This is a genomic window from Massilia antarctica (assembly GCF_015689335.1).
Classification (GTDB): Bacteria; Pseudomonadota; Gammaproteobacteria; order Burkholderiales; family Burkholderiaceae_D; genus Telluria_A; species Telluria_A antarctica.
Genome location: NZ_CP065053.1, coordinates 1,385,691 through 1,402,182 on the forward strand (window position 1 = coordinate 1,385,691; position 16,492 = coordinate 1,402,182).

The window sequence follows — 16,492 nt, forward strand, 5'->3', positions numbered from 1 at the left end:
AGTAACCGCCCTTTGTCATTTTAGAAACATCCCACATGCACGCCGCCCGACTGCCCCTCCTCCTGACCACCCTTTTCATTTCCGCTGGCGCCGCCCAGGCGGGCGAACTCGAACAGCAAATGGTGCGCTGCTCCGTGCTTGGCGACCCGAGCGCGCGACTCGGGTGCTTCGACGCGCTCACCAAGGCCGCGACGGCCGACACCGTCGCCGGCAATCCGACCCCGGACCCGACCGTCGCCGCCAAGAAGAAGACCGAGCCAGCCGACGCGGCAACGCCGATTCCTGCCGTGGCCTCGGCCACCTCGGCACCGCCGGAAACGCCGATTTCGCGTACCGAGCAATTGTGGGAGCTGACCAAGGCCTCGCGCCGTGGCGTATTTTCCTTCCGTCCGCACCGCGAGAATTACCTGCTGGTGGCCAACTACAGCACCTCGTCGAACGATGCGCCCTACCGCGACTTCACTCCCGGCGGCTTGAAGACCAAGCGCGTCGAGCTGACCTATCAGCTGAGCCTCAAAATGAAGGCGGCCGAGCAGGTCGCTGGTCTGCCGGTCGATATCTGGCTCGGCTATACGCAGCAGAGTTTCTGGCAGGCGTACAACCGCGCGGCATCGAGCCCCTTCCGCGAAACAAACTACCAGCCTGAAATCATGGCGGTCCTGCCGATTAACCAATCGTTCGCCGGCATCAATCTGCGCTTCGTCAATTTTGGCCTGGTTCACCAGTCGAACGGACAAACCTCGACCCTGTCGCGCAGCTGGAACCGCGTGTACACCGAAGTTGGCATCGACCACGGCAATTTCGCGCTGAGCGCGCGCCTGTGGCGCCGCCTGGATAACGCCAAATCGAACAACGATAATGCGGACATCACCGATTACCTGGCGCGCGGCGACGTGCGTGCCAGCTACCGCAAGGATGGCTATGAGTATTCGATCATGGCGCGCCGGAATATGTCGACCGACCATGGCGCGCTCCAGGCGGCCATGTCGTATCCGCTCACGACCAACCTGAAAGGCTATGTCCAGCTGTTTTCCGGCTACGGACAAAGCCTGATCGACTATAACTATTCGCAGCGTTCGATCGGCGCCGGCTTTACCGTCGATTTCTGATTCCGCGTTCCAGCGATGGGATAAAAAAAACGGCCTCGAAAGAGGCCGTTTTCATGTGCGCCGCGGCCGCCATGCGCATGGCGGTGCGGCCTGGATCGACGCTTACGCGGCCGGCTTGCCCGACAGACGCTGCAGACGTTGCAGCGCGGTTTCGCCAGCGGTATCGCTCTGCACCGACTTGCGGATCGCATCGATTTCCGCGGCCTGGTCGAGCGGCTTCTGGCCGATGTCGGCGACGATGCGCATACCTTCGGCTTCGTTGCTCACTTCCTGGGCGCGGCGCGTCAAGGCGTTGAGCGCGGTCGAATTGCCTTTCATGCCGGTCAGGCCGGCGAGCTGGCTCTGGCGCTCGGCGCGCATCGATTGCAGATCCTTCTGCGCCTGGGCCGCTGCCAGCTGTTGCAGCGCTTTCTTGGCCTGGGCGTCGAAGTCGGCGAGCTGCTTGGACAGCGCATCGATGATCTTTTGCAGCTCGTCCATGTAGGCTTTGGCGTCGGCTTCTTCCTGGATCTCTTGCGGCAGGCGGCCCTTGTTCGCTTCGAGCTCGTCGCAGAACATGGTCACGGTGGCTTCCGAAATCTTGCCGGCGGCCAGGCGTTCGGCCAGGGTTTCCGTCGCTTTTTCATCGTTGGCGATCAGTTCACGCAGGCTGACCACATCCTTATGTTCCTTCTCGAAAGAGGAACGCGCCGATGCCAGCACTTGCGCGGTGGCGCGCAGGGTGTCGGCCAGACGGTCGCGGTCGGCCTCGGTCGCCGTTTCAGGGTCAAAATTGGCGATCGCTGACGATATACGGTCGCCCAGCACGCCAAAGTGCTTCGAAATCAAACGCGCCGTCAGTCCCCATCCACTTGCATTGCTCATCTTGAATCCCTTTCGTTGTTAAGTAAAACTGCCTGTACCGGACCGTTATTGGATAACGACCCGTTCTTGCTCCACCGGTATGCCAATGACGAAATCGACATGGATACCGCGTTTTGAGTCATCGCCATTCACGCTGGAGATGATCTCCGTCGTGATCAGCAGATATTCGCTGCCGCCGCCCTTCAATTCGCGTACGTACGGCATGAAATACATTTCCTGCTTCAGACCCTGGGCCCCGGCGGCATCGTCGATCCGGGTTTCGGTGCCCGTGAAGGGGGCAACAAAAGTGGCGTTGCGGTCACCCGCATCGCGCACATAATCGAGGCGGTCGCTGTCGCCGAACACCGTGGCCAGTTCGTCTTCGCTCAAGCCCACATCGTCGAGCTGCTCGCGCCACAGGGTGTAAGTCGGGTCGCCCAGGCCGGCACCGGAGCGGCCGGTGTAGGCATCCTGGTCTTCCTCCGTTTCCGGAATCACGCGCGCCAGCTGGGTGCAGTACATGATTTCCGCGACCTTGCCCTGTTCATCGGCGTACAGCTGCAAAAACTTTTCCTTGGCGTCGTCGTCGCCCTTGGCCAGGTAATAGCGATACAGCCCGCCCGCCAGATTGAGCTTGATCTGCGATACCGCCAGGATCAAGGTATCGGCGTCGCGCGGCATGGCGATCAGCGAACCGTTGGCCTGCGCCCGGATCAGGGGCGACATCTGCAGCTGGAGCATGCCGCCGATGCGCGCGCCCAGCGGCAAGCCTTCATCTTCACGCCGGGCTTTGCCATCGGCGCCATGCTTGCCTGCCATACCGCGCATGTAATCGAATGCGTTCTTCCAGCCCATGTCAATTCCTGTCAAAAGTATAGTTTGCCGTGCTTGGCGCTTTGCCGCGCCTTAAAAATTTCCAGCCCAGATAAGCGCCCCAGGCCAGCACCGACAGAATCACCAGCCACACGAAGGTACGCAACAGCGACTTGCCGAACGAGCGTTCCGGCGGCACTTCGGCCCCGGCTACCGGACCGGTGCCGGTGGTGCCGCTGCCCGGATTGGTGCCCACCATCCCGCTATTGTTCGTATTGCCCGGATAACCGCTGTGTGCATGCGAGTTGGACATCGACCGTCCCAGCAAAAAGCCGAGGATGGCACTACCCATACCGTTATTATTTTGCGGCACGATGATCGGTGCCGGCATGCCATTGCCGTTATATTGGCCATTCCCGTTGCCGCTGTACTGGCCACCGCTGTTATTGCCGTACTGCCCCGCATTGCCCGATCCGTATTGCCCGCCCGAGGGCACCGGCTTGATCTCGCGCGGCGCATTGGCCGCCTGCTCGGCCGCCCGACGCGCCTCCAGGGTGCGCAAGGCATTCGCTTCGGCGCTGCCCTTGGTCAGGCGCTGCGACAGCACCGAACCCGGCTTCTGCAGGCCCGCCTGGGAGCCGCTGTCCTGCTGCGCCGGCGCCCCACCGAAGGAACCGAAGCCGCCCGGCGAGCTCCGCTTTTCCGCCTTGCCCGCCTCGGCGCTGCTATCCTGCGAACGTGGCGACCACATCGAACTCGATTTCTGCGGCGCCGGCGCGCTGTCCTGCGAGCGCTGCGACCACGACGAGCCGGACTTCTGCGGCGGCGGCGTCGAGGAAGAAGACCGGCTGCCAAACGAGCCGAACGACGAGTTCTTCGACGACGTTGACGAATTGCTACTTGATGGACTGGATTTTTGGGAGGAAAATCCACTCTTGTATGAGCTTGAGCTCGACCGCGAACTCGAACTGGATGCCGGTTTCGCGCCGGCCGTGACTGTGGCTGCGGCGGGTAGCAGCAGTGCCAGCAGCAACATAATCTGAGTTGACTTCATTTTTCTTTGGCCGGGTTGAAGGTTGAAAGAAGCATAACAGCACCAATACTGCCAATGCACCGGTAAAAATAGGCAAGATTCACCATGACTCGTAAATATCTGGACATGAACCAGCACGACGCGCTGTACAGCGTGGCGCGCCGCTATCCCGGAGGCCTCGACATGCTGGCCAAGGAGATTGGCATTTCCGCCAATGTTCTGCGCAATAAGCTCTCGCCCACCATTTCATCACATTACCCATCGTTCGAGGAGGTTTCCATCATCGTCGAGCATTGCCACAAGGCCGGCGTGCAGGAAGCGATGATGCCGCTGCATGCCTTGCTGAACCGGCACGGCATGGCGGCCTTCGTCGTGCCGCAGCCGGAACAAGTGGGCCGCGACGACCTGTCGCAGACGGTATGCCGGGTGATGAGCGAAGTCGGGGCCGTGGCCGAAGCCGTATCGAGCGCGCTGATGGATGGCGTTGTCACCGACGCCGAAGCGGACCTGATCGAGCGCGAATTTCATTCTGCGTTATCGGCCTTGGGTGAATGGCGCGCGCGGCTGCGCATGCGTACCGGCACAAGCTGACTGCGGCGGCGCTGCGCACGCACGCGCATCGCCAAGGTCTTATTGCGCCTGCGGCGGCGCGGCTTGCGCCGGCTTGAGCGAACGCAGGAACAGACCGAGTCCGCCGATCGCCAGCACCAGGATGGCAATCAGCTCGAAGGCCGACATGGTGCGCAGGCTCATGCTGACCGAGGAAATCACGCCGAATACCAGCGCCGCGAACGAGCACAGGGTAATCAGCCAGCCCAAGTAGTTCTTCGAGTTATAGAAAACCATGCCGATACCGATCATCAGCGGAATCAGCACCATGCCGCCGCTGACGCCGAAACCCGAACCGAAGCCGAACAGGCGCGTGCCGAATCCAAAGTTGGAACTGACCACGATCCCGTTAAGCAGTAAATAGAAGCCGCCGCACATCATGATCAGGCCGAGAAAAAACTGGCCCGTGCCGCCGCTGGTTCCACCTGCTCCATTCATGTGCAAATCTCCACTGTTCAAATAATGTCGACACTATAACAAAAAGTAATTCGGGTAAACATATCCGCTCGCGGGAGGTCTAAACAGGCAGTTGCCGCATGGCTTGTGTCTTTTCTTCGCTACACCAGCGCGGATACCGGTTCGGTCACCACGACCTGGTTGCGGCCCTGGTGCTTGGCCTGGTACAGCGCCTCGTCGGCCGCGCGCAGCAGGGCCGCGGCATCGTCGCCGGCGCACGGCAGGCCGATCGCCACGCCGACGCTGACGCTCAATCTGCCGAGGTCGCTGTCGAGGTGTTCGATGTGGAGCGCCTCCACCGCGGCGGTGAGTACCTCGCCCATCGCCTGCAATTCGCCGGGGACCGGGTTATGCCAGATCACGGCGAATTCCTCGCCGCCGTAGCGCGCGGTCAGGTCGAGCGGGCGGCGCGCCTGGCCGGCGATGACGTCGGCCACCGCTTTCAAGGCAGCGTCGCCGCGGGCGTGGCCGTAGCGGTCGTTATAGCGCTTGAAATAATCGATATCGATCATCGCAATGGCCACGGCTTGGCGGTCGCGCATGGCCTGGCGCCAGACGCGCTCCAGATGGATATTGAGCGTGCGCCGATTCGACAGTCCCGTGAGTCCATCGAGCGCCGCCAGTTCGTGCAGCAAGGTGTCGACCAGAAAAGTGGTGCGGATACTGTGTTCGAGGAAGTAGGCGCCATAGGCTCCCACGCCATTGGCCGCGCACATGAACACGATCTGGTACAGGCGCGCCTGGGGATTGGTCTGGAGCGCGAATTCCATGATCACGAAGGCGCACAAGGTCACCATATTGGCGAGCAGCGCGCGGCGCCATGCGAGGCAGGCGATCAGGTACACGAAGAGGGCCACCAGCAGGATGCCTTCGTACGGGATCTGATAGCCGACATCGAGCGCGCTGCCGATCACCGCGACCGTGCTCAGTCCCGTGACCAGGGCGGCGGTAAATACCGCGCTGCCGAGATACGGGCGCCACGCGGCCCGATAGCTGGCCAGCAGCACGATAATGAAGCTCGGGATAATCAGCGCGAGCCGGATGCTGACCGTGCGTATCGACACATAGGCGGGCAAGGTGGCCAGGTCGATCAGCACGAACATGATGAACAGGACAATGCTCACCCAGGCCGCGACGCGTACGCGCACCAGGTGCCCTTGTGTAAAAAACGCCTGGAACTGGCGTTCCAGCCCATCCTCGAAACGCAGCCAGCGATAACCTTGCTCCAATGCGCGGCGATGCGGCGACATGCTGGCGTTACTCAGTAATTCAGGATCGATTTTCAGCATCGGCGGCGGACGAGGAGTTGGAAGCGGGCCAGCCAATCATACGCGCGCAAGCCCATGCGTAGCGCGCTGCTTGACCGTTTTCTCACGCGCACGGATGCGATGCACGAAGGCGAAGGGTTAAGCGTGTCCGGGCTATGATGGGTCACCTCAATTCAAGCGGGAATCGAACACCATGAAAATCGCTGTTTTCAGCACCCAGGCTTACGACCGGCGTTTTCTGGACGAGGCGCTCGCCGCCCATCCGCAAGGCCGGGACATCACGCTGGAGTATCAGGAAGCGGCGCTGGCCTTGCACACCGTCGCACTGGCGCAGGGCTGCGATGGTGTGTGTGTCTTCGTCAACGACCATCTCGATGCACCCGTGCTCGAAGCGCTGCACCGGTCCGGCGTGCGCGCGGTGCTGATGCGCTGCGCGGGGTTCAACAATGTCGACATCGAGGCGGCGCACCGGCTGGGATTATTTGTCGCGCGGGTGCCCGCCTATTCACCGGAAGCGGTGGCGGAGCATACCCTGGCGCTTATCCTGACGCTGAACCGCAACACGCATCGGGCCTATGCGCGCGTGCGCGAGGGGAATTTTGCGCTCGATGGACTGTTGGGCAGCAATCTGCACGGAAAAACCGCAGGGGTTGTCGGCACCGGCAAGATCGGGCTGGCGACGGCGCGCATTCTCAAGGGTTTCGGCTGCAGGGTGCTCGGGCATGACCCGGCGCCGGCGCCCGAGTTTGCCGCACTGGGGACCATGGTGGATTTGCCGACCTTGCTGGCGGAGTCGGACATCGTGTCGCTGCACTGCCCGCTGCTGGATTCGACCTGGCACATGATCAATCGCGACAGCCTGGCGCGGATGAAGCCCGGAGCGATGCTGGTCAATACCTCGCGCGGGGCGCTGATCGATACGCCGGCCGTGATCGAGGCGCTCAAATCGCGCCAGTTGGGTTTTCTGGCGATCGACGTGTACGAGCAGGAAGGCTCGCTGTTTTTTCACGACCGCTCGGGCGATATCATCGACGACGATGTGTTCCAGCGCTTGATGACGTTTCCGAACGTGCTGGTTACGGGGCATCAGGGGTTCTTTACCGTGGAGGCGATGCGCGAGATTGCCGAGGTCACGTTTGGGAATATTGCGTGTTTTATGGAGGGGAAGCATTGTGCGAATGAAGTAAAACCTTGAGCGCCCCCGCATTGCGGGACGTACTGCCAAAAGCATCAAGTTAAATATTTTCAATTATCTTTGCGCCTCAGGATAACGGCCATGAGTCCATACGTTTTCCCATTTTTAGCCTTGCCATCAAGGAATATTGGGAGAATTAATTTCCCTCCGTGGGCGACCCAAACATCAAAAGAATGTTGTTTACTCAGGGAGACCAGCGAGTAATTAACGTGTTTGGCCTCAGGCCACATTGGCGCCATCTTCATATCATCAGCATCCCATTTATTAATTTCCACGATCATGAAGTCTTTAACATACTCCGCAGTCCCGCCGCTGCAAACAAAGTCCCAGTATCCATTGCAAAGCTTCTTCTCTAGTGGCGTTAGAAACGTAATCGACAGAGTCTCACCAATGGGACCGTCGAATTTCATTTTTTCCGTATTGTAATTCCCTGGCATCACTGCCACTCCAGTCCAATCAATCTTGAGCGTTTGTCCGACCGGAAATGCGGCCGCTCTTTCCTGAAGTTGTAGATCCAAATCTGTTGGCACACCGATAAACTCCCGGAAATCGTACGCTTCCACACTCCAGGAACCGACGAATTGAAAGGCTGGATTCTTGAATTTTTTCATTTTCGGTTTGGCCTCAGCAATATTAAAGCAAGCAATAGCAAGAATGGTGATACAGAAAGTTACCGTGCGAATCATCTCCCCACCTCTCATTTTTTTTCTTTCTTCAGCATCGATGCATATAGATATGCATGCTCGCGCAATTTCACCGGTATCTCCTTCCTGCTCTCGTGAATAATCGCATTTATCAATGCCGGGCTGGCAGTCCCTTGTTGATATCCGTTTGAAAACAACGCCGTCTGTTGCTCAACAGGCAAATCCGTAAATTTTTTACCGCCTTTTTTATCGGCAATAAACTTATAATCACTGATTGTCTTCTGCAATGCATCATCATGGGCAACCTTGTTAAGGAAATGGGATTCCTTCGCGTTTAACGTCAATGGATGCTCGCGCAAAAATTGGCACGCCTCTCCACCAAATTTTTGAAAATATGGCTTAATTTTTTCATGCAATTCAATCAATTCAGCATCAGAAATTTTTTGTGCTCCAGTATTTCTTTTTTTCATTTTTTTCAAGAACTCTTCCGCTGAAGCTTGTCCCAAGTCGACACCGATTCCGATGGTCGTTCCGGATCGATTTTCGGGTTTCCCGCCATAGTTTCCGGCGAGCCTCGGAATATTTTTTGACGGCGTATTTTTGTAAAATATAATTTTCGGACGGTCATTTTTTAAATAGGGCCACCATGGAATATACGCGACGGTATGCTCGCCTCCCTCAAAAATTGATAATCGTTCAAAATCTATTTTTGTCCCATAGTTTTTATTCAGATCCTCCCCCATCGCTTTGGGACTGATAATTTTTTTTGAATCAGTGGAAGGCACGCAGCCAGGTTGGTATAAATGACATTTCTTGATCGCGGCTCCGTTGTAAATTTCTATTTTTTTATTGATTTCTTCAGATAAGGCGGTTGAATCCTGGCTCTTTTTATTGAGACCGGCTTTTTGCCTATTTAATTTCTCGATTTCTACTTTAGCTATTTTCGCACTGACAGCGCACTCTTTTGCTTGCGCAATTAGATCTCGTTGACCTTGGAGTTCGTACTTATCGTATTCGGGCAGATTTTCTTCAATTTTAGCCGGCAGTGGAGGAGATGATATTTTACGCGCCATGATATGCAGGCTCCTCTATATAAATTTCAATCCAAGCCTGCGCATAATGAACATTCCCCCCTTGCGCATACATCAAAAAATAATCAACAATGGCCGATACATCGGCGTTAGAGCGATTTAGCATATTGGCGCGCAACACATTGAACCCGAGAAGCGAGATATGTTTCACGTTCTCGATATCATTCTCCCGGCAGACGAAATACACAGTACGCAAATCAGATACCAATTCGGCTGCGGGATAGTCAGTTGCGTTTGGATAATCGCTTGTGTACCACGCCTCAACCATGAGTTCCGTCCAGGCTCGACAATCCCTCCGCATGGCCCGCTTTTCCTGATCTGCCGTGAACGCAATCATGGCGCCGTCCCCACTATTGATTGGTATCGATGTCGCTTACATTAAACTGCATCGCGCTGGGATCGAAAATTCTGCTGATGAGCGTTTTCTTCTTCCCTGCCAGGGCGATAATTTTCCCGCTGCCGGCATCGTCAAAGTAGACCGTCAGGCACGCACTTCCAAAAAACTCGCTCAACTGGTCGTTGGTCGCCATCCGCACAAAGCGCCCGAAGGCTCGCGCGTCGTAGTAGCGGAAGTAGCAATCCGTTCCCTGGCTATTCCTGACGAAGCTATTCTTTTTCAATTGAATTTTGAGTGCCTCGCACCCCGCCCCGGACTCCACCAGCATCGTCACCCCACGGCGCCAGACTTGGTCAATGAATCCCGCTACATTCGACTGAAACTGCGCGCAGGGGATCAGATAAGGCGCCACATTGCGCAAGGTGATTGCCTTGGTGCCGCTATACAGGCACTCGTGGGTCAGACCATCGCGCTGCAAATCGGCCAGCAGGCTGTTGTCCGCCGCTGCGTCGTACAAGGCATACAAGGTCTCACTGCGCTCGCTGAGCAGCCGGTGAAGCGCATGACGGGCAGCATCGTTCGCCATCATCGATTCCCGGGTTGCACCGTCATCGCGCCAGCTTGAGCGGCGTCGATGAGGCAGGTCTCGTCCCGGTCCTTCCCGAACAACACTGTCATGCAGCCGCCGGTGACGATGCCATGGCAACTGACCCTGTCGCTCATGCACGCCGCCGGCTTGCCGTTAATCAGGACCGTTTTCTCGCCCTCGACAATGGTATCCCTAGCGCCGTTATGCTGAACCTTGTCGCCGATGCGCGCCGCAGGCAGGTTCCCGATCATCACATTCCCGCTACCTTCCAGAATGGCGCCACTTCCGCGTGGATGCGCGACGTCATCTGTTTGCCTGGCTGATGGTTTTCCCATTGCTGACGCCTCCTCGGATCGAAAAACGTTAATGACCGCCGGCACCCTTGCCGCTGCCCTTGATCACAGCCGCCGCACCGCCAGCCACCGGTCCAACCACATTCACAATCGCGCCAACGTCGCGGTTTTTGACCGCTTTCGCTGTCTGGGCGAGATTCTTGAGTTCCTTGAATACGGCCAGCGGACTCATTTCCCCGCTCATCAATTTTTCCAGGCCGGCGCCGATTCCGCCCGCGCAGGGACCTCCACAATCAACCAGCGAAGAACCTGCCGCCGTCGTGTCGGCAGGGGCTTCCTTTTTCGCCTCGGGAGCGGCTGGCGCAGCCTTCGCAGCGCCGCAATTGAGCTGCACCAGGCCGCCATCGGCATTGATCTGGGCACTGCCCTGCAAATGAATCTGGGTACCCTGCAAAAAGATGCTGCCATCGCTGCGCAAGACAATCTTGGCCGCGCCGCACACCAGTTCCAGATGCTCGCCGACCGAAGTGACATGACTCTGGCCGATGGTTCTGGTCTCCGTTTTGCCGATGCTGGTTTCCTGGCTCTCGCCCACCGTCACCTTGCGCGATTTACCAACCGTCAGCAGATCAACCATGCCTACAGCCGTATTGCGCACCATCCCCACGATCAGCGAATACGCGATGCCAATATTGGTCATGCGCGCCAGCCCGATATTCTCCAGGTTGGCCATGCCGATATGTTCCTTCTTCACGCGGGCCACCTTGATCGACCAGTTCTTGCCGATCTTGTCGGACTCGTTATTGCGAACGTCCTTGTCGCGGTTCTTCCCGATCGTGATGCGCTCGTTCTGTCCGACCGCCTCGGTGCGGTTCTGGCCGATGTGGATCGTTTCATTCTTGCCCACGTCCTCGTCGCGATGGTCGCCAACGCTGATCGTTTCGTTATGGTCGACCCGCTCGCTTCGGTTGTGATGAACGGTGATGGTTTCATCATGGTCGACCGTTTCGGTTCGGTCGTGATGGACCATGATGGTTTCATCGCGGTCGACGGTTTCCGTGCGGTCACGCTTGATATGACTGGTCTCGTCGCGGTCGATGGTTTTGCGCCGGTCATTGCCGACCCATTTATCTTCATCGTGCTCGACTTCGGTCAGTTGGTCCTTTTCGGCGTGCAGCCAGAGCTGCTCCGCGCCTTTCTTGTCCTCGAAACGCAGCGCATTGGCGTTGTCGTAACTCCCGCCCGGTGTGGAGCGCGTCAGGATGCCGGACTGGGTCTTGTTATCGGGCAGTGTCCAGGGCGGCATGGTATTCACATTCGGGACCATGCCGGTGATGATCGGCCGATCCGGATTGCCATCCATGAACTGCACCAGCACTTCGGTTCCGATGCGCGGAATGGTAGTCATGCCGAAATTGGCACCCGCCCATGGCGTTGCAACGCGCAGCCATGTGGAGCTTTTCTCGTCGTTGATTCCCGCGCGGTCCCAGTGGAATTGCACCCGTACGCGCCCGTATTCGTCGGTGTGGATCTCTTCACCGGCCGGACCGACCACGGTGGCCGTCTGGATGCCGTGAATGCGGGTGTCGCTGCTGTTATGCCCGCGCGGCGGCCGCCAGGTGATAATCTTGCGGATCGCCTTGAGCCTGTTTTCGTAGTGCGATGGCGTTGCCGCCTGGCGGTGGTAGTTATTGCTCGCGCTGTGATGCACTTCGGTGATCAGGAATTCGCGCGCCTGCGCATCGTCGCCGGACGTCGCGGCATCAAAATGTCCGGATAGCCTAAACCAGCGGCCGGGCATGGCGTGGCGGTTATTGCCGCTGCCATCGAACTGCTTTGCGCCCGCTTCAAGGGCCTCGATCTGGCGCTGTGCCACCTCGCGTGCATTGCCGCTGTCCTTGAAGCCGTAGGCTCCCGCATAGTCATACGACTCGATATCGAGCACATCGCCCTGTTGCTGCACGGTTGGCAAGGAGGTCGTCGCCGGCCGGCCGGTCTTGAAGTCATAGGATGCCAGCGCCACGCTTGCCTGCGTGATCTGGCGGACCGGCGACCATTCGCCGATGCCATCTTCTTCGGCCGATCCGCCATGCCGCTGAAATGGCACATCCGGATCGCCATCGATCGCCGGCGCGCTGGTCGAATCATCCGAGAGCACCAGTTTGTGGCCATGTTCCGTATGCTCGAACCAATAAAGGATACCCGCCCTTGCCCAGCGCCGCTCCAGGTAATTGCTGTCGGTTTCACCGAACTGGCAGGCATCGGTCATGACGGTGTCCGCGCCACTGACGCGCCAGTCCCAGTCGGCCACCTTACCGTAGTCGCTGAAAATGCTGGCGGTCTGCTGGTACAGCGTGGTGTTGTGAAACAGGTAGTTATCCTTGCGCATGCCCAGATAGTTGTACCAGGGCCCCAGCCGCGCCTCGTAATACGACACGCCGCCGTCCACCGTCTTGAGGCTGAACCCGAAAACCCGGCCGGTGAAATAGCGCATGCTGCCATCCTTGCGTACCAGCTGCACGCACAGCATTTTTCCCTGCAGGCTCTTGAGCGGGATATCCGGCTTGTCCGACAGCAGCTCGACGATGTATTCAAACGGCCGGGATAGCGCTTCGGACGCGTCGAGCGAGTTGACCAGCAACTGCGCGGCCGGACCATCGTCGTGCGGAAACGACAGCCGCAGAAGGCGGTCGTGCTGGCGATCGCTGATGAGATCGCGCAGGCTGTGCGGCGCTTCGCTCATGCCGGCTTCCTCCCAAGGCTTCGTTCACGGCGCTGACTGCGGCAGGTCACAAGAAGGGCGGCGGCTGGCATGGCGGTCCCGAAAAATTGAACGATGTGCGAATGCGGATGTCTGACTTTAAGCTTCGGGTTTGATCGTTCAGATGACAGTGCGCAATATTTCCGGAAGGAATATAGATGACGGTAGCCGTATGCCTGGGCAATCGTCAAAGAGGAGGGAATTCGTAAGATAAATACGACAAAGACGGGTGTCACGCGGAAAAAGACGCGTACAGGTCATGGCGAGGCTGACGTGGTCAACCTCGCTATCCCGCAGCGGCGGCGGTACACCGCTGCGGTCATGCCATCGTCATGCCGTTAGCGTTTGCAAGCGTTCTGCTCGTTCGCTTCGCCCACGACCGGCGGCTTGACAGCAGCGGCCGGAGCCGGCGTTTTGGCGCCTGCCATCGGGGCTGGGTGGGCAGCACCGTGTACGGCGCCGCTTGGCGAGCTGTGATCGTTCGCTTTGCCCGTTACTTGGGTTTGCTGCCCTTGGCAGGCACCATGCCGCTGGCCGAATGCAGGTGCTGTTCCACCGTTGGCAGCATCTTGGCGGCCAGGGCTTTGACGTCCGGGTCCTTGGCCTTGGATTCGAATTTTTTCAGCGCCGCGTGCACGGCCTTGTGATCGCCCACGCCCGCCTGGCCCATGTACACCTTGTCGAATGCGTCGCCGCTCAGCTTGCCCAGCTTGGCGGCCAGTGCCTTGTGTTTGCTGTCGAGCTCGGTCGGGAGCGTGACACCCTTGGTTTGGGCCAGTTGCGTCACGTCGCCCAGCGCCTTGGTGTGGTCGTCGATCATTTGCTGCGCGAACGTTTTGACTTCCGCGTTCTCGCTCTTGGTCAGCGCCAGCTTGCCGGCCTCGATTTCCGCCATGTTGGCGCGGGCCATGTCGGCCACGATTTTCTGGTCGCCCTTGTTCAGCGCGCTCGCCGCGGGCGTGTTCATGGTTGCTGCGCCCGTCCCGGCGTAGCTGGCGACCGGCATGGCGAAAGCGGTGGCAACAGCGGCGCCCAAAACACATTTGATCAAAGTCGTTTTCAGCATGTGCATCTCCTTGTGTTTGAAATAATGTCATTAAACCAATAACACGGTGGAGCCAGTCTAGCTGTGTAGGCATTTTCCGAGCGCTCGGTAGCCTTTACGCAAGCTTACTTTCCGGATGGCGATGAGTCGCCGCGAGCGTGGATGCGGCCCGCCATGCGCTCTGTTGTGTTTCCTTCAGGAAGTTACTTATAAGTGAATGCTGATGGATTTACTATAATATCGGCAGCGCTTGCGCGCACGATGCAATTCACCAACGACTAACCAGGGAACGACCATGAACATCGCCTCCAAAGCATTGCTCCTTGCATCATGCCTGTTTGGTGCGGTCTTGCTGCAAGGCTGTGGCGGCGCCAGGATCAAGGCATCGGCGACCAGCAATCCGCCTCCGTCCGAAGCGTTTTCGGCGTTCGGCCGGATCGAGGTGCGGCCGGTGATGTTCGGGTCCGACGTCAAGCCCGATCGGGATGGGCTGGACAAGATCGAAGCGAATTTCCAGAAGGATTTGTCGGCATCGCTGCTGGAATGGAACACGCGCCCGGCCAATGGCCGCACCCTGATCATTCAGCCCGTCATCGAGCAGATGAGCTTCAAGCGCGGCGCCAAGCGCATCCTGCTGGGGCCGTTGGCCGGCAGTTCCGGCGTGCTGCTGCGCCTGAAAATTACCGACGGCAAGGGCCGCATGGTGGCCCATCCCGAGTTCTTCCAGCGCGCCAACGCCATGTCGGCCGGCTTCACCCTGGGCGTGCACGATAACCTGATGCTGACCCACGTTGCCAGCCTGGCCAGCCGCTATGTCATCAACAATTACAGCCACGCCGAAGGCGGCGCGACCGGCGCCGACCTCCAGTCCGTCAAGCCGTAAGCGGCGCCTTCCATGCAGCACGGGCGGCCCCGCGAGGGCCGCTTTTCTTTGGGCGGCGCGCAAACAGTTTGTTTGATCCAGTCGGCATGGGATGGCACGGCGCGGGTGGACACTACGTTTATGGCGGAGTAGCAAAATGGCAATGCACCAGCCTGCAAAGCTGGGTAAGTCGGTTCGATTCCGGCATCCGCCTCACCTTTCCAGCACGATCCGGCGAAAAGGAAACTGTTGATGAACCCATCCAGGCCCCACCAACCCCTCCTGCTGACAGCATTGCTTGCCGGCCTTGGGCTATCCCTCCCGGCAGGCGCCGCCCCGGCGAGCGCCACCTACCACTACTACGTTGCAAGCGACGGCTCGGACGCCAATCCGGGCACCTCCACCCAGCCCTTCGAAACCATCGCGCGCGCGTCGCGGGTGGCACTGCCCGGCACCACCGTGCACGTGGCGCCGGGCACGTACGCGGGCGGCTTTCGCACCATGATGAGCGGCACCGCCGAGCGCCGCATTGCCTACGTCTCGACCGTGCGCGGCGGCGCGCGCCTGGTGCCGCCGCGCGGCTCGACCACGAAGATGGCGTGGGAGAACCGCGGCGACTTCGTCGATATCGTCGGCTTCCAGGTGGATGGGCGCAACGGCCACGGCGGGGTGCGCTGGACCTACGGCATCTACAACGCCGGCTCCAGCGCCCTGATCCGCCACAACCACGTGCACCATGTGGGCCAGGACGTGCCCTGCACCAGCGCCAGCGCGGCCGGCATCAGCATCGACAGCTACTACAAGGGCCGCCTCGGCACGGTGACCGGCAACACCGTGCACGACATCGGCCCCACCGATTGCCGCTTCGTCCAGGGCATCAACATGAGCACCAGCGGCAAAATCACCAACAATGTGCTGTTTGCCATCGGCGGCGCGGCGATCCAGATGTGGCACGACGCCACCAACGTGGTCGTGAGCCACAACACGATCGCCCTCTCGATGACGGGCATCCTGGTCGGCGGTGGCGACCCCTACTACATCAAGGGGCCGAACGATTTCACCGCCGTGCATAACAACATCGTCTACGACAACAAATACGGCATTTCCGAACAGGGCGCGACAGGCCTGCACAACAGCTATCGCAACAACCTGGTGTACCTGAATGCCGCCGCCGACTGGCAGTTGAACAATGGCTTGCTGCACAGCGGCACGGTGGCGCAAGCGCCCCAGTTCCGGCGTTACGGCAAGGGCGGCCTCCCCGATTTCCGCCTGCGCCCCAGCTCGCCCGCCGTGGGCAAGGGCAGCGCCGAACTCGCCACGCAGGACGACATCGCCGGCAAGACGCGCGCCAGGGAAAGTGGCATCGATATCGGGGCTTACCAGCGTTAGGCATCCTGCAGCAAACGAGCGTGGGGCTTGGGGATGCGGCCGGAGGATCACTCCTCCGGCTTTCTTGTTTTCCGCAGCAAGAATAGCGATGTAGATATGCTACATCCACTTGGCCTTCACCACCAATAATCGCACACCCGCCAAGCAAAACTGAT

The 16,492-nt window shown here is 59.1% G+C and carries 18 protein-coding genes and 1 tRNA gene; 7 read left to right on the forward strand and 12 right to left on the reverse strand.

The window, feature by feature from the left end:
• The first annotated feature begins 35 nt into the window (after nt 1-35).
• Nucleotides 36-1,109 (forward strand): phospholipase A, encoded by a 1,074-nt coding sequence (locus tag IV454_RS06255; protein ID WP_206090758.1) that lies wholly within the window; start codon nt 36-38, stop codon nt 1,107-1,109.
• Nucleotides 1,110-1,211: 102 nt separating this feature from the next.
• On the opposite strand, the gene IV454_RS06260 is transcribed toward IV454_RS06255, so the two are convergent.
• Genes IV454_RS06260 through IV454_RS06270 form a run of 3 tightly spaced genes read right to left on the reverse strand, consistent with a single transcriptional unit; the run spans nt 1,212 to nt 3,516 of the window.
• Entirely contained in the window at nt 1,212-1,973 is a 762-nt protein-coding gene (locus IV454_RS06260; protein WP_206090759.1) for a hypothetical protein, read from the reverse strand.
• Between the two features lie 45 nt (nt 1,974-2,018).
• Complete coding sequence (locus tag IV454_RS06265; protein WP_054265145.1) at nt 2,019-2,807, reverse strand: DUF2491 family protein; 789 nt, start codon at nt 2,805-2,807, stop codon at nt 2,019-2,021.
• A gap of 1 nt (nt 2,808) precedes the next feature.
• Nucleotides 2,809-3,516, reverse strand: a complete 708-nt coding sequence (locus tag IV454_RS06270) for a hypothetical protein (protein ID WP_206090760.1) — start codon at nt 3,514-3,516, stop codon at nt 2,809-2,811.
• On the opposite strand from IV454_RS06270, the gene IV454_RS06275 reads away from it, so the two are divergent.
• Together IV454_RS06275 and IV454_RS06280 are read left to right on the forward strand one after the other, a co-directional pair.
• Nucleotides 3,473-3,808 carry a hypothetical protein gene (locus IV454_RS06275; RefSeq protein ID WP_206090761.1) on the forward strand — a complete coding sequence of 112 codons (336 nt, stop codon included), beginning with the start codon at nt 3,473-3,475 and terminating at the stop codon, nt 3,806-3,808. The two genes, IV454_RS06270 and IV454_RS06275, sit on opposite strands and share 44 nt — an antisense overlap.
• Before the next feature lie 95 nt (nt 3,809-3,903).
• Nucleotides 3,904-4,389, forward strand: coding sequence for a phage regulatory CII family protein (locus IV454_RS06280; protein WP_206090762.1), 486 nt, complete (start codon nt 3,904-3,906; stop codon nt 4,387-4,389).
• A gap of 39 nt (nt 4,390-4,428) precedes the next feature.
• On the opposite strand, the gene IV454_RS06285 is transcribed toward IV454_RS06280, so the two are convergent.
• Nucleotides 4,429-4,845, reverse strand: a complete 417-nt coding sequence (locus tag IV454_RS06285) for a hypothetical protein (protein ID WP_206090763.1) — start codon at nt 4,843-4,845, stop codon at nt 4,429-4,431.
• Between the two features lie 119 nt (nt 4,846-4,964).
• Nucleotides 4,965-6,113, reverse strand: coding sequence for a GGDEF domain-containing protein (locus tag IV454_RS06290; protein ID WP_206090764.1), 1,149 nt, complete (start codon nt 6,111-6,113; stop codon nt 4,965-4,967).
• 211 nt (nt 6,114-6,324) lie between these two features.
• Between IV454_RS06290 and IV454_RS06295 the strand changes: the two genes are divergently transcribed.
• Nucleotides 6,325-7,326, forward strand: coding sequence for a 2-hydroxyacid dehydrogenase (locus tag IV454_RS06295; RefSeq protein WP_206090765.1), 1,002 nt, complete (start codon nt 6,325-6,327; stop codon nt 7,324-7,326).
• A 50-nt stretch (nt 7,327-7,376) separates the two neighbouring features.
• Here IV454_RS06295 and IV454_RS06300 read toward each other — a convergent pair whose 3' ends face one another.
• The 7 genes from IV454_RS06300 to IV454_RS06330 all read right to left on the reverse strand — a co-directional run bounded on the left by IV454_RS06300 (nt 7,377) and on the right by IV454_RS06330 (nt 14,107).
• Nucleotides 7,377-8,012 (reverse strand): hypothetical protein, encoded by a 636-nt coding sequence (locus IV454_RS06300; RefSeq protein ID WP_206090766.1) that lies wholly within the window; start codon nt 8,010-8,012, stop codon nt 7,377-7,379.
• An 11-nt stretch (nt 8,013-8,023) separates the two neighbouring features.
• The gene (locus IV454_RS06305) at nt 8,024-9,043 is read right to left on the reverse strand and encodes a pesticin C-terminus-like muramidase (RefSeq protein WP_206090767.1); all 1,020 of its coding nucleotides are present in this window, start codon (nt 9,041-9,043) and stop codon (nt 8,024-8,026) included.
• The gene (locus tag IV454_RS06310) at nt 9,033-9,398 is read right to left on the reverse strand and encodes a hypothetical protein (RefSeq protein WP_206090768.1); all 366 of its coding nucleotides are present in this window, start codon (nt 9,396-9,398) and stop codon (nt 9,033-9,035) included. Before IV454_RS06310 ends, IV454_RS06305 begins: the two co-directional genes overlap by 11 nt.
• Nucleotides 9,399-9,411: 13 nt before the next feature.
• A complete protein-coding gene (locus tag IV454_RS06315; RefSeq protein WP_206090769.1) occupies nt 9,412-9,987 on the reverse strand; it encodes a DUF4123 domain-containing protein in 576 nt (191 codons plus the stop codon).
• A complete protein-coding gene (locus IV454_RS06320) occupies nt 9,984-10,367 on the reverse strand; it encodes a PAAR domain-containing protein (RefSeq protein ID WP_282961408.1) in 384 nt (127 codons plus the stop codon). Before IV454_RS06320 ends, IV454_RS06315 begins: the two co-directional genes overlap by 4 nt.
• On the reverse strand, nt 10,351-13,023 hold the full coding sequence (locus IV454_RS06325) for a type VI secretion system Vgr family protein (protein WP_229522091.1): 2,673 nt from the start codon (nt 13,021-13,023) through the stop codon (nt 10,351-10,353). The genes IV454_RS06320 and IV454_RS06325 overlap by 17 nt, the downstream gene beginning before the upstream one ends.
• Before the next feature lie 511 nt (nt 13,024-13,534).
• Complete coding sequence (locus IV454_RS06330; RefSeq protein WP_206090771.1) at nt 13,535-14,107, reverse strand: DUF4142 domain-containing protein; 573 nt, start codon at nt 14,105-14,107, stop codon at nt 13,535-13,537.
• 274 nt (nt 14,108-14,381) lie between these two features.
• Here IV454_RS06330 and IV454_RS06335 point away from each other — a divergent pair, with 274 nt between their 5' ends.
• The 3 genes from IV454_RS06335 (at nt 14,382) to IV454_RS06345 (ending at nt 16,337) form a co-directional block, all read left to right on the forward strand.
• On the forward strand, nt 14,382-14,969 hold the full coding sequence (locus tag IV454_RS06335; protein WP_206090772.1) for a hypothetical protein: 588 nt from the start codon (nt 14,382-14,384) through the stop codon (nt 14,967-14,969).
• A 122-nt stretch (nt 14,970-15,091) separates the two neighbouring features.
• Nucleotides 15,092-15,162, forward strand: a tRNA-Cys gene (locus IV454_RS06340).
• Between the two features lie 38 nt (nt 15,163-15,200).
• Nucleotides 15,201-16,337: a DUF1565 domain-containing protein gene (locus IV454_RS06345; RefSeq protein ID WP_206090773.1), complete on the forward strand. Its 1,137-nt coding sequence runs from the start codon at nt 15,201-15,203 to the stop codon at nt 16,335-16,337.
• Nucleotides 16,338-16,492 lie beyond the last annotated feature (155 nt).

Coding starts and splice junctions, on each gene's coding strand:
- IV454_RS06270 (WP_206090760.1), bottom strand. CDS start 3,516: ATGTGGTCGCCACGTTCGCAGGATAGCAGCGCCGAGGCGGGCAAGGCG.
- IV454_RS06300 (WP_206090766.1), bottom strand. CDS start 8,012: ATGATTCGCACGGTAACTTTCTGTATCACCATTCTTGCTATTGCTTGC.
- IV454_RS06330 (WP_206090771.1), bottom strand. CDS start 14,107: ATGCTGAAAACGACTTTGATCAAATGTGTTTTGGGCGCCGCTGTTGCC.
- IV454_RS06290 (WP_206090764.1), bottom strand. CDS start 6,113: ATGTCGCCGCATCGCCGCGCATTGGAGCAAGGTTATCGCTGGCTGCGT.
- IV454_RS06280 (WP_206090762.1), top strand. CDS start 3,904: ATGACTCGTAAATATCTGGACATGAACCAGCACGACGCGCTGTACAGC.
- IV454_RS06310 (WP_206090768.1), bottom strand. CDS start 9,398: ATGATTGCGTTCACGGCAGATCAGGAAAAGCGGGCCATGCGGAGGGAT.
- IV454_RS06265 (WP_054265145.1), bottom strand. CDS start 2,807: ATGGGCTGGAAGAACGCATTCGATTACATGCGCGGTATGGCAGGCAAG.
- IV454_RS06255 (WP_206090758.1), top strand. CDS start 36: ATGCACGCCGCCCGACTGCCCCTCCTCCTGACCACCCTTTTCATTTCC.
- IV454_RS06295 (WP_206090765.1), top strand. CDS start 6,325: ATGAAAATCGCTGTTTTCAGCACCCAGGCTTACGACCGGCGTTTTCTG.
- IV454_RS06335 (WP_206090772.1), top strand. CDS start 14,382: ATGAACATCGCCTCCAAAGCATTGCTCCTTGCATCATGCCTGTTTGGT.
- IV454_RS06315 (WP_206090769.1), bottom strand. CDS start 9,987: ATGATGGCGAACGATGCTGCCCGTCATGCGCTTCACCGGCTGCTCAGC.
- IV454_RS06325 (WP_229522091.1), bottom strand. CDS start 13,023: ATGAGCGAAGCGCCGCACAGCCTGCGCGATCTCATCAGCGATCGCCAG.
- IV454_RS06345 (WP_206090773.1), top strand. CDS start 15,201: ATGAACCCATCCAGGCCCCACCAACCCCTCCTGCTGACAGCATTGCTT.
- IV454_RS06260 (WP_206090759.1), bottom strand. CDS start 1,973: ATGAGCAATGCAAGTGGATGGGGACTGACGGCGCGTTTGATTTCGAAG.
- IV454_RS06285 (WP_206090763.1), bottom strand. CDS start 4,845: ATGAATGGAGCAGGTGGAACCAGCGGCGGCACGGGCCAGTTTTTTCTC.
- IV454_RS06305 (WP_206090767.1), bottom strand. CDS start 9,043: ATGGCGCGTAAAATATCATCTCCTCCACTGCCGGCTAAAATTGAAGAA.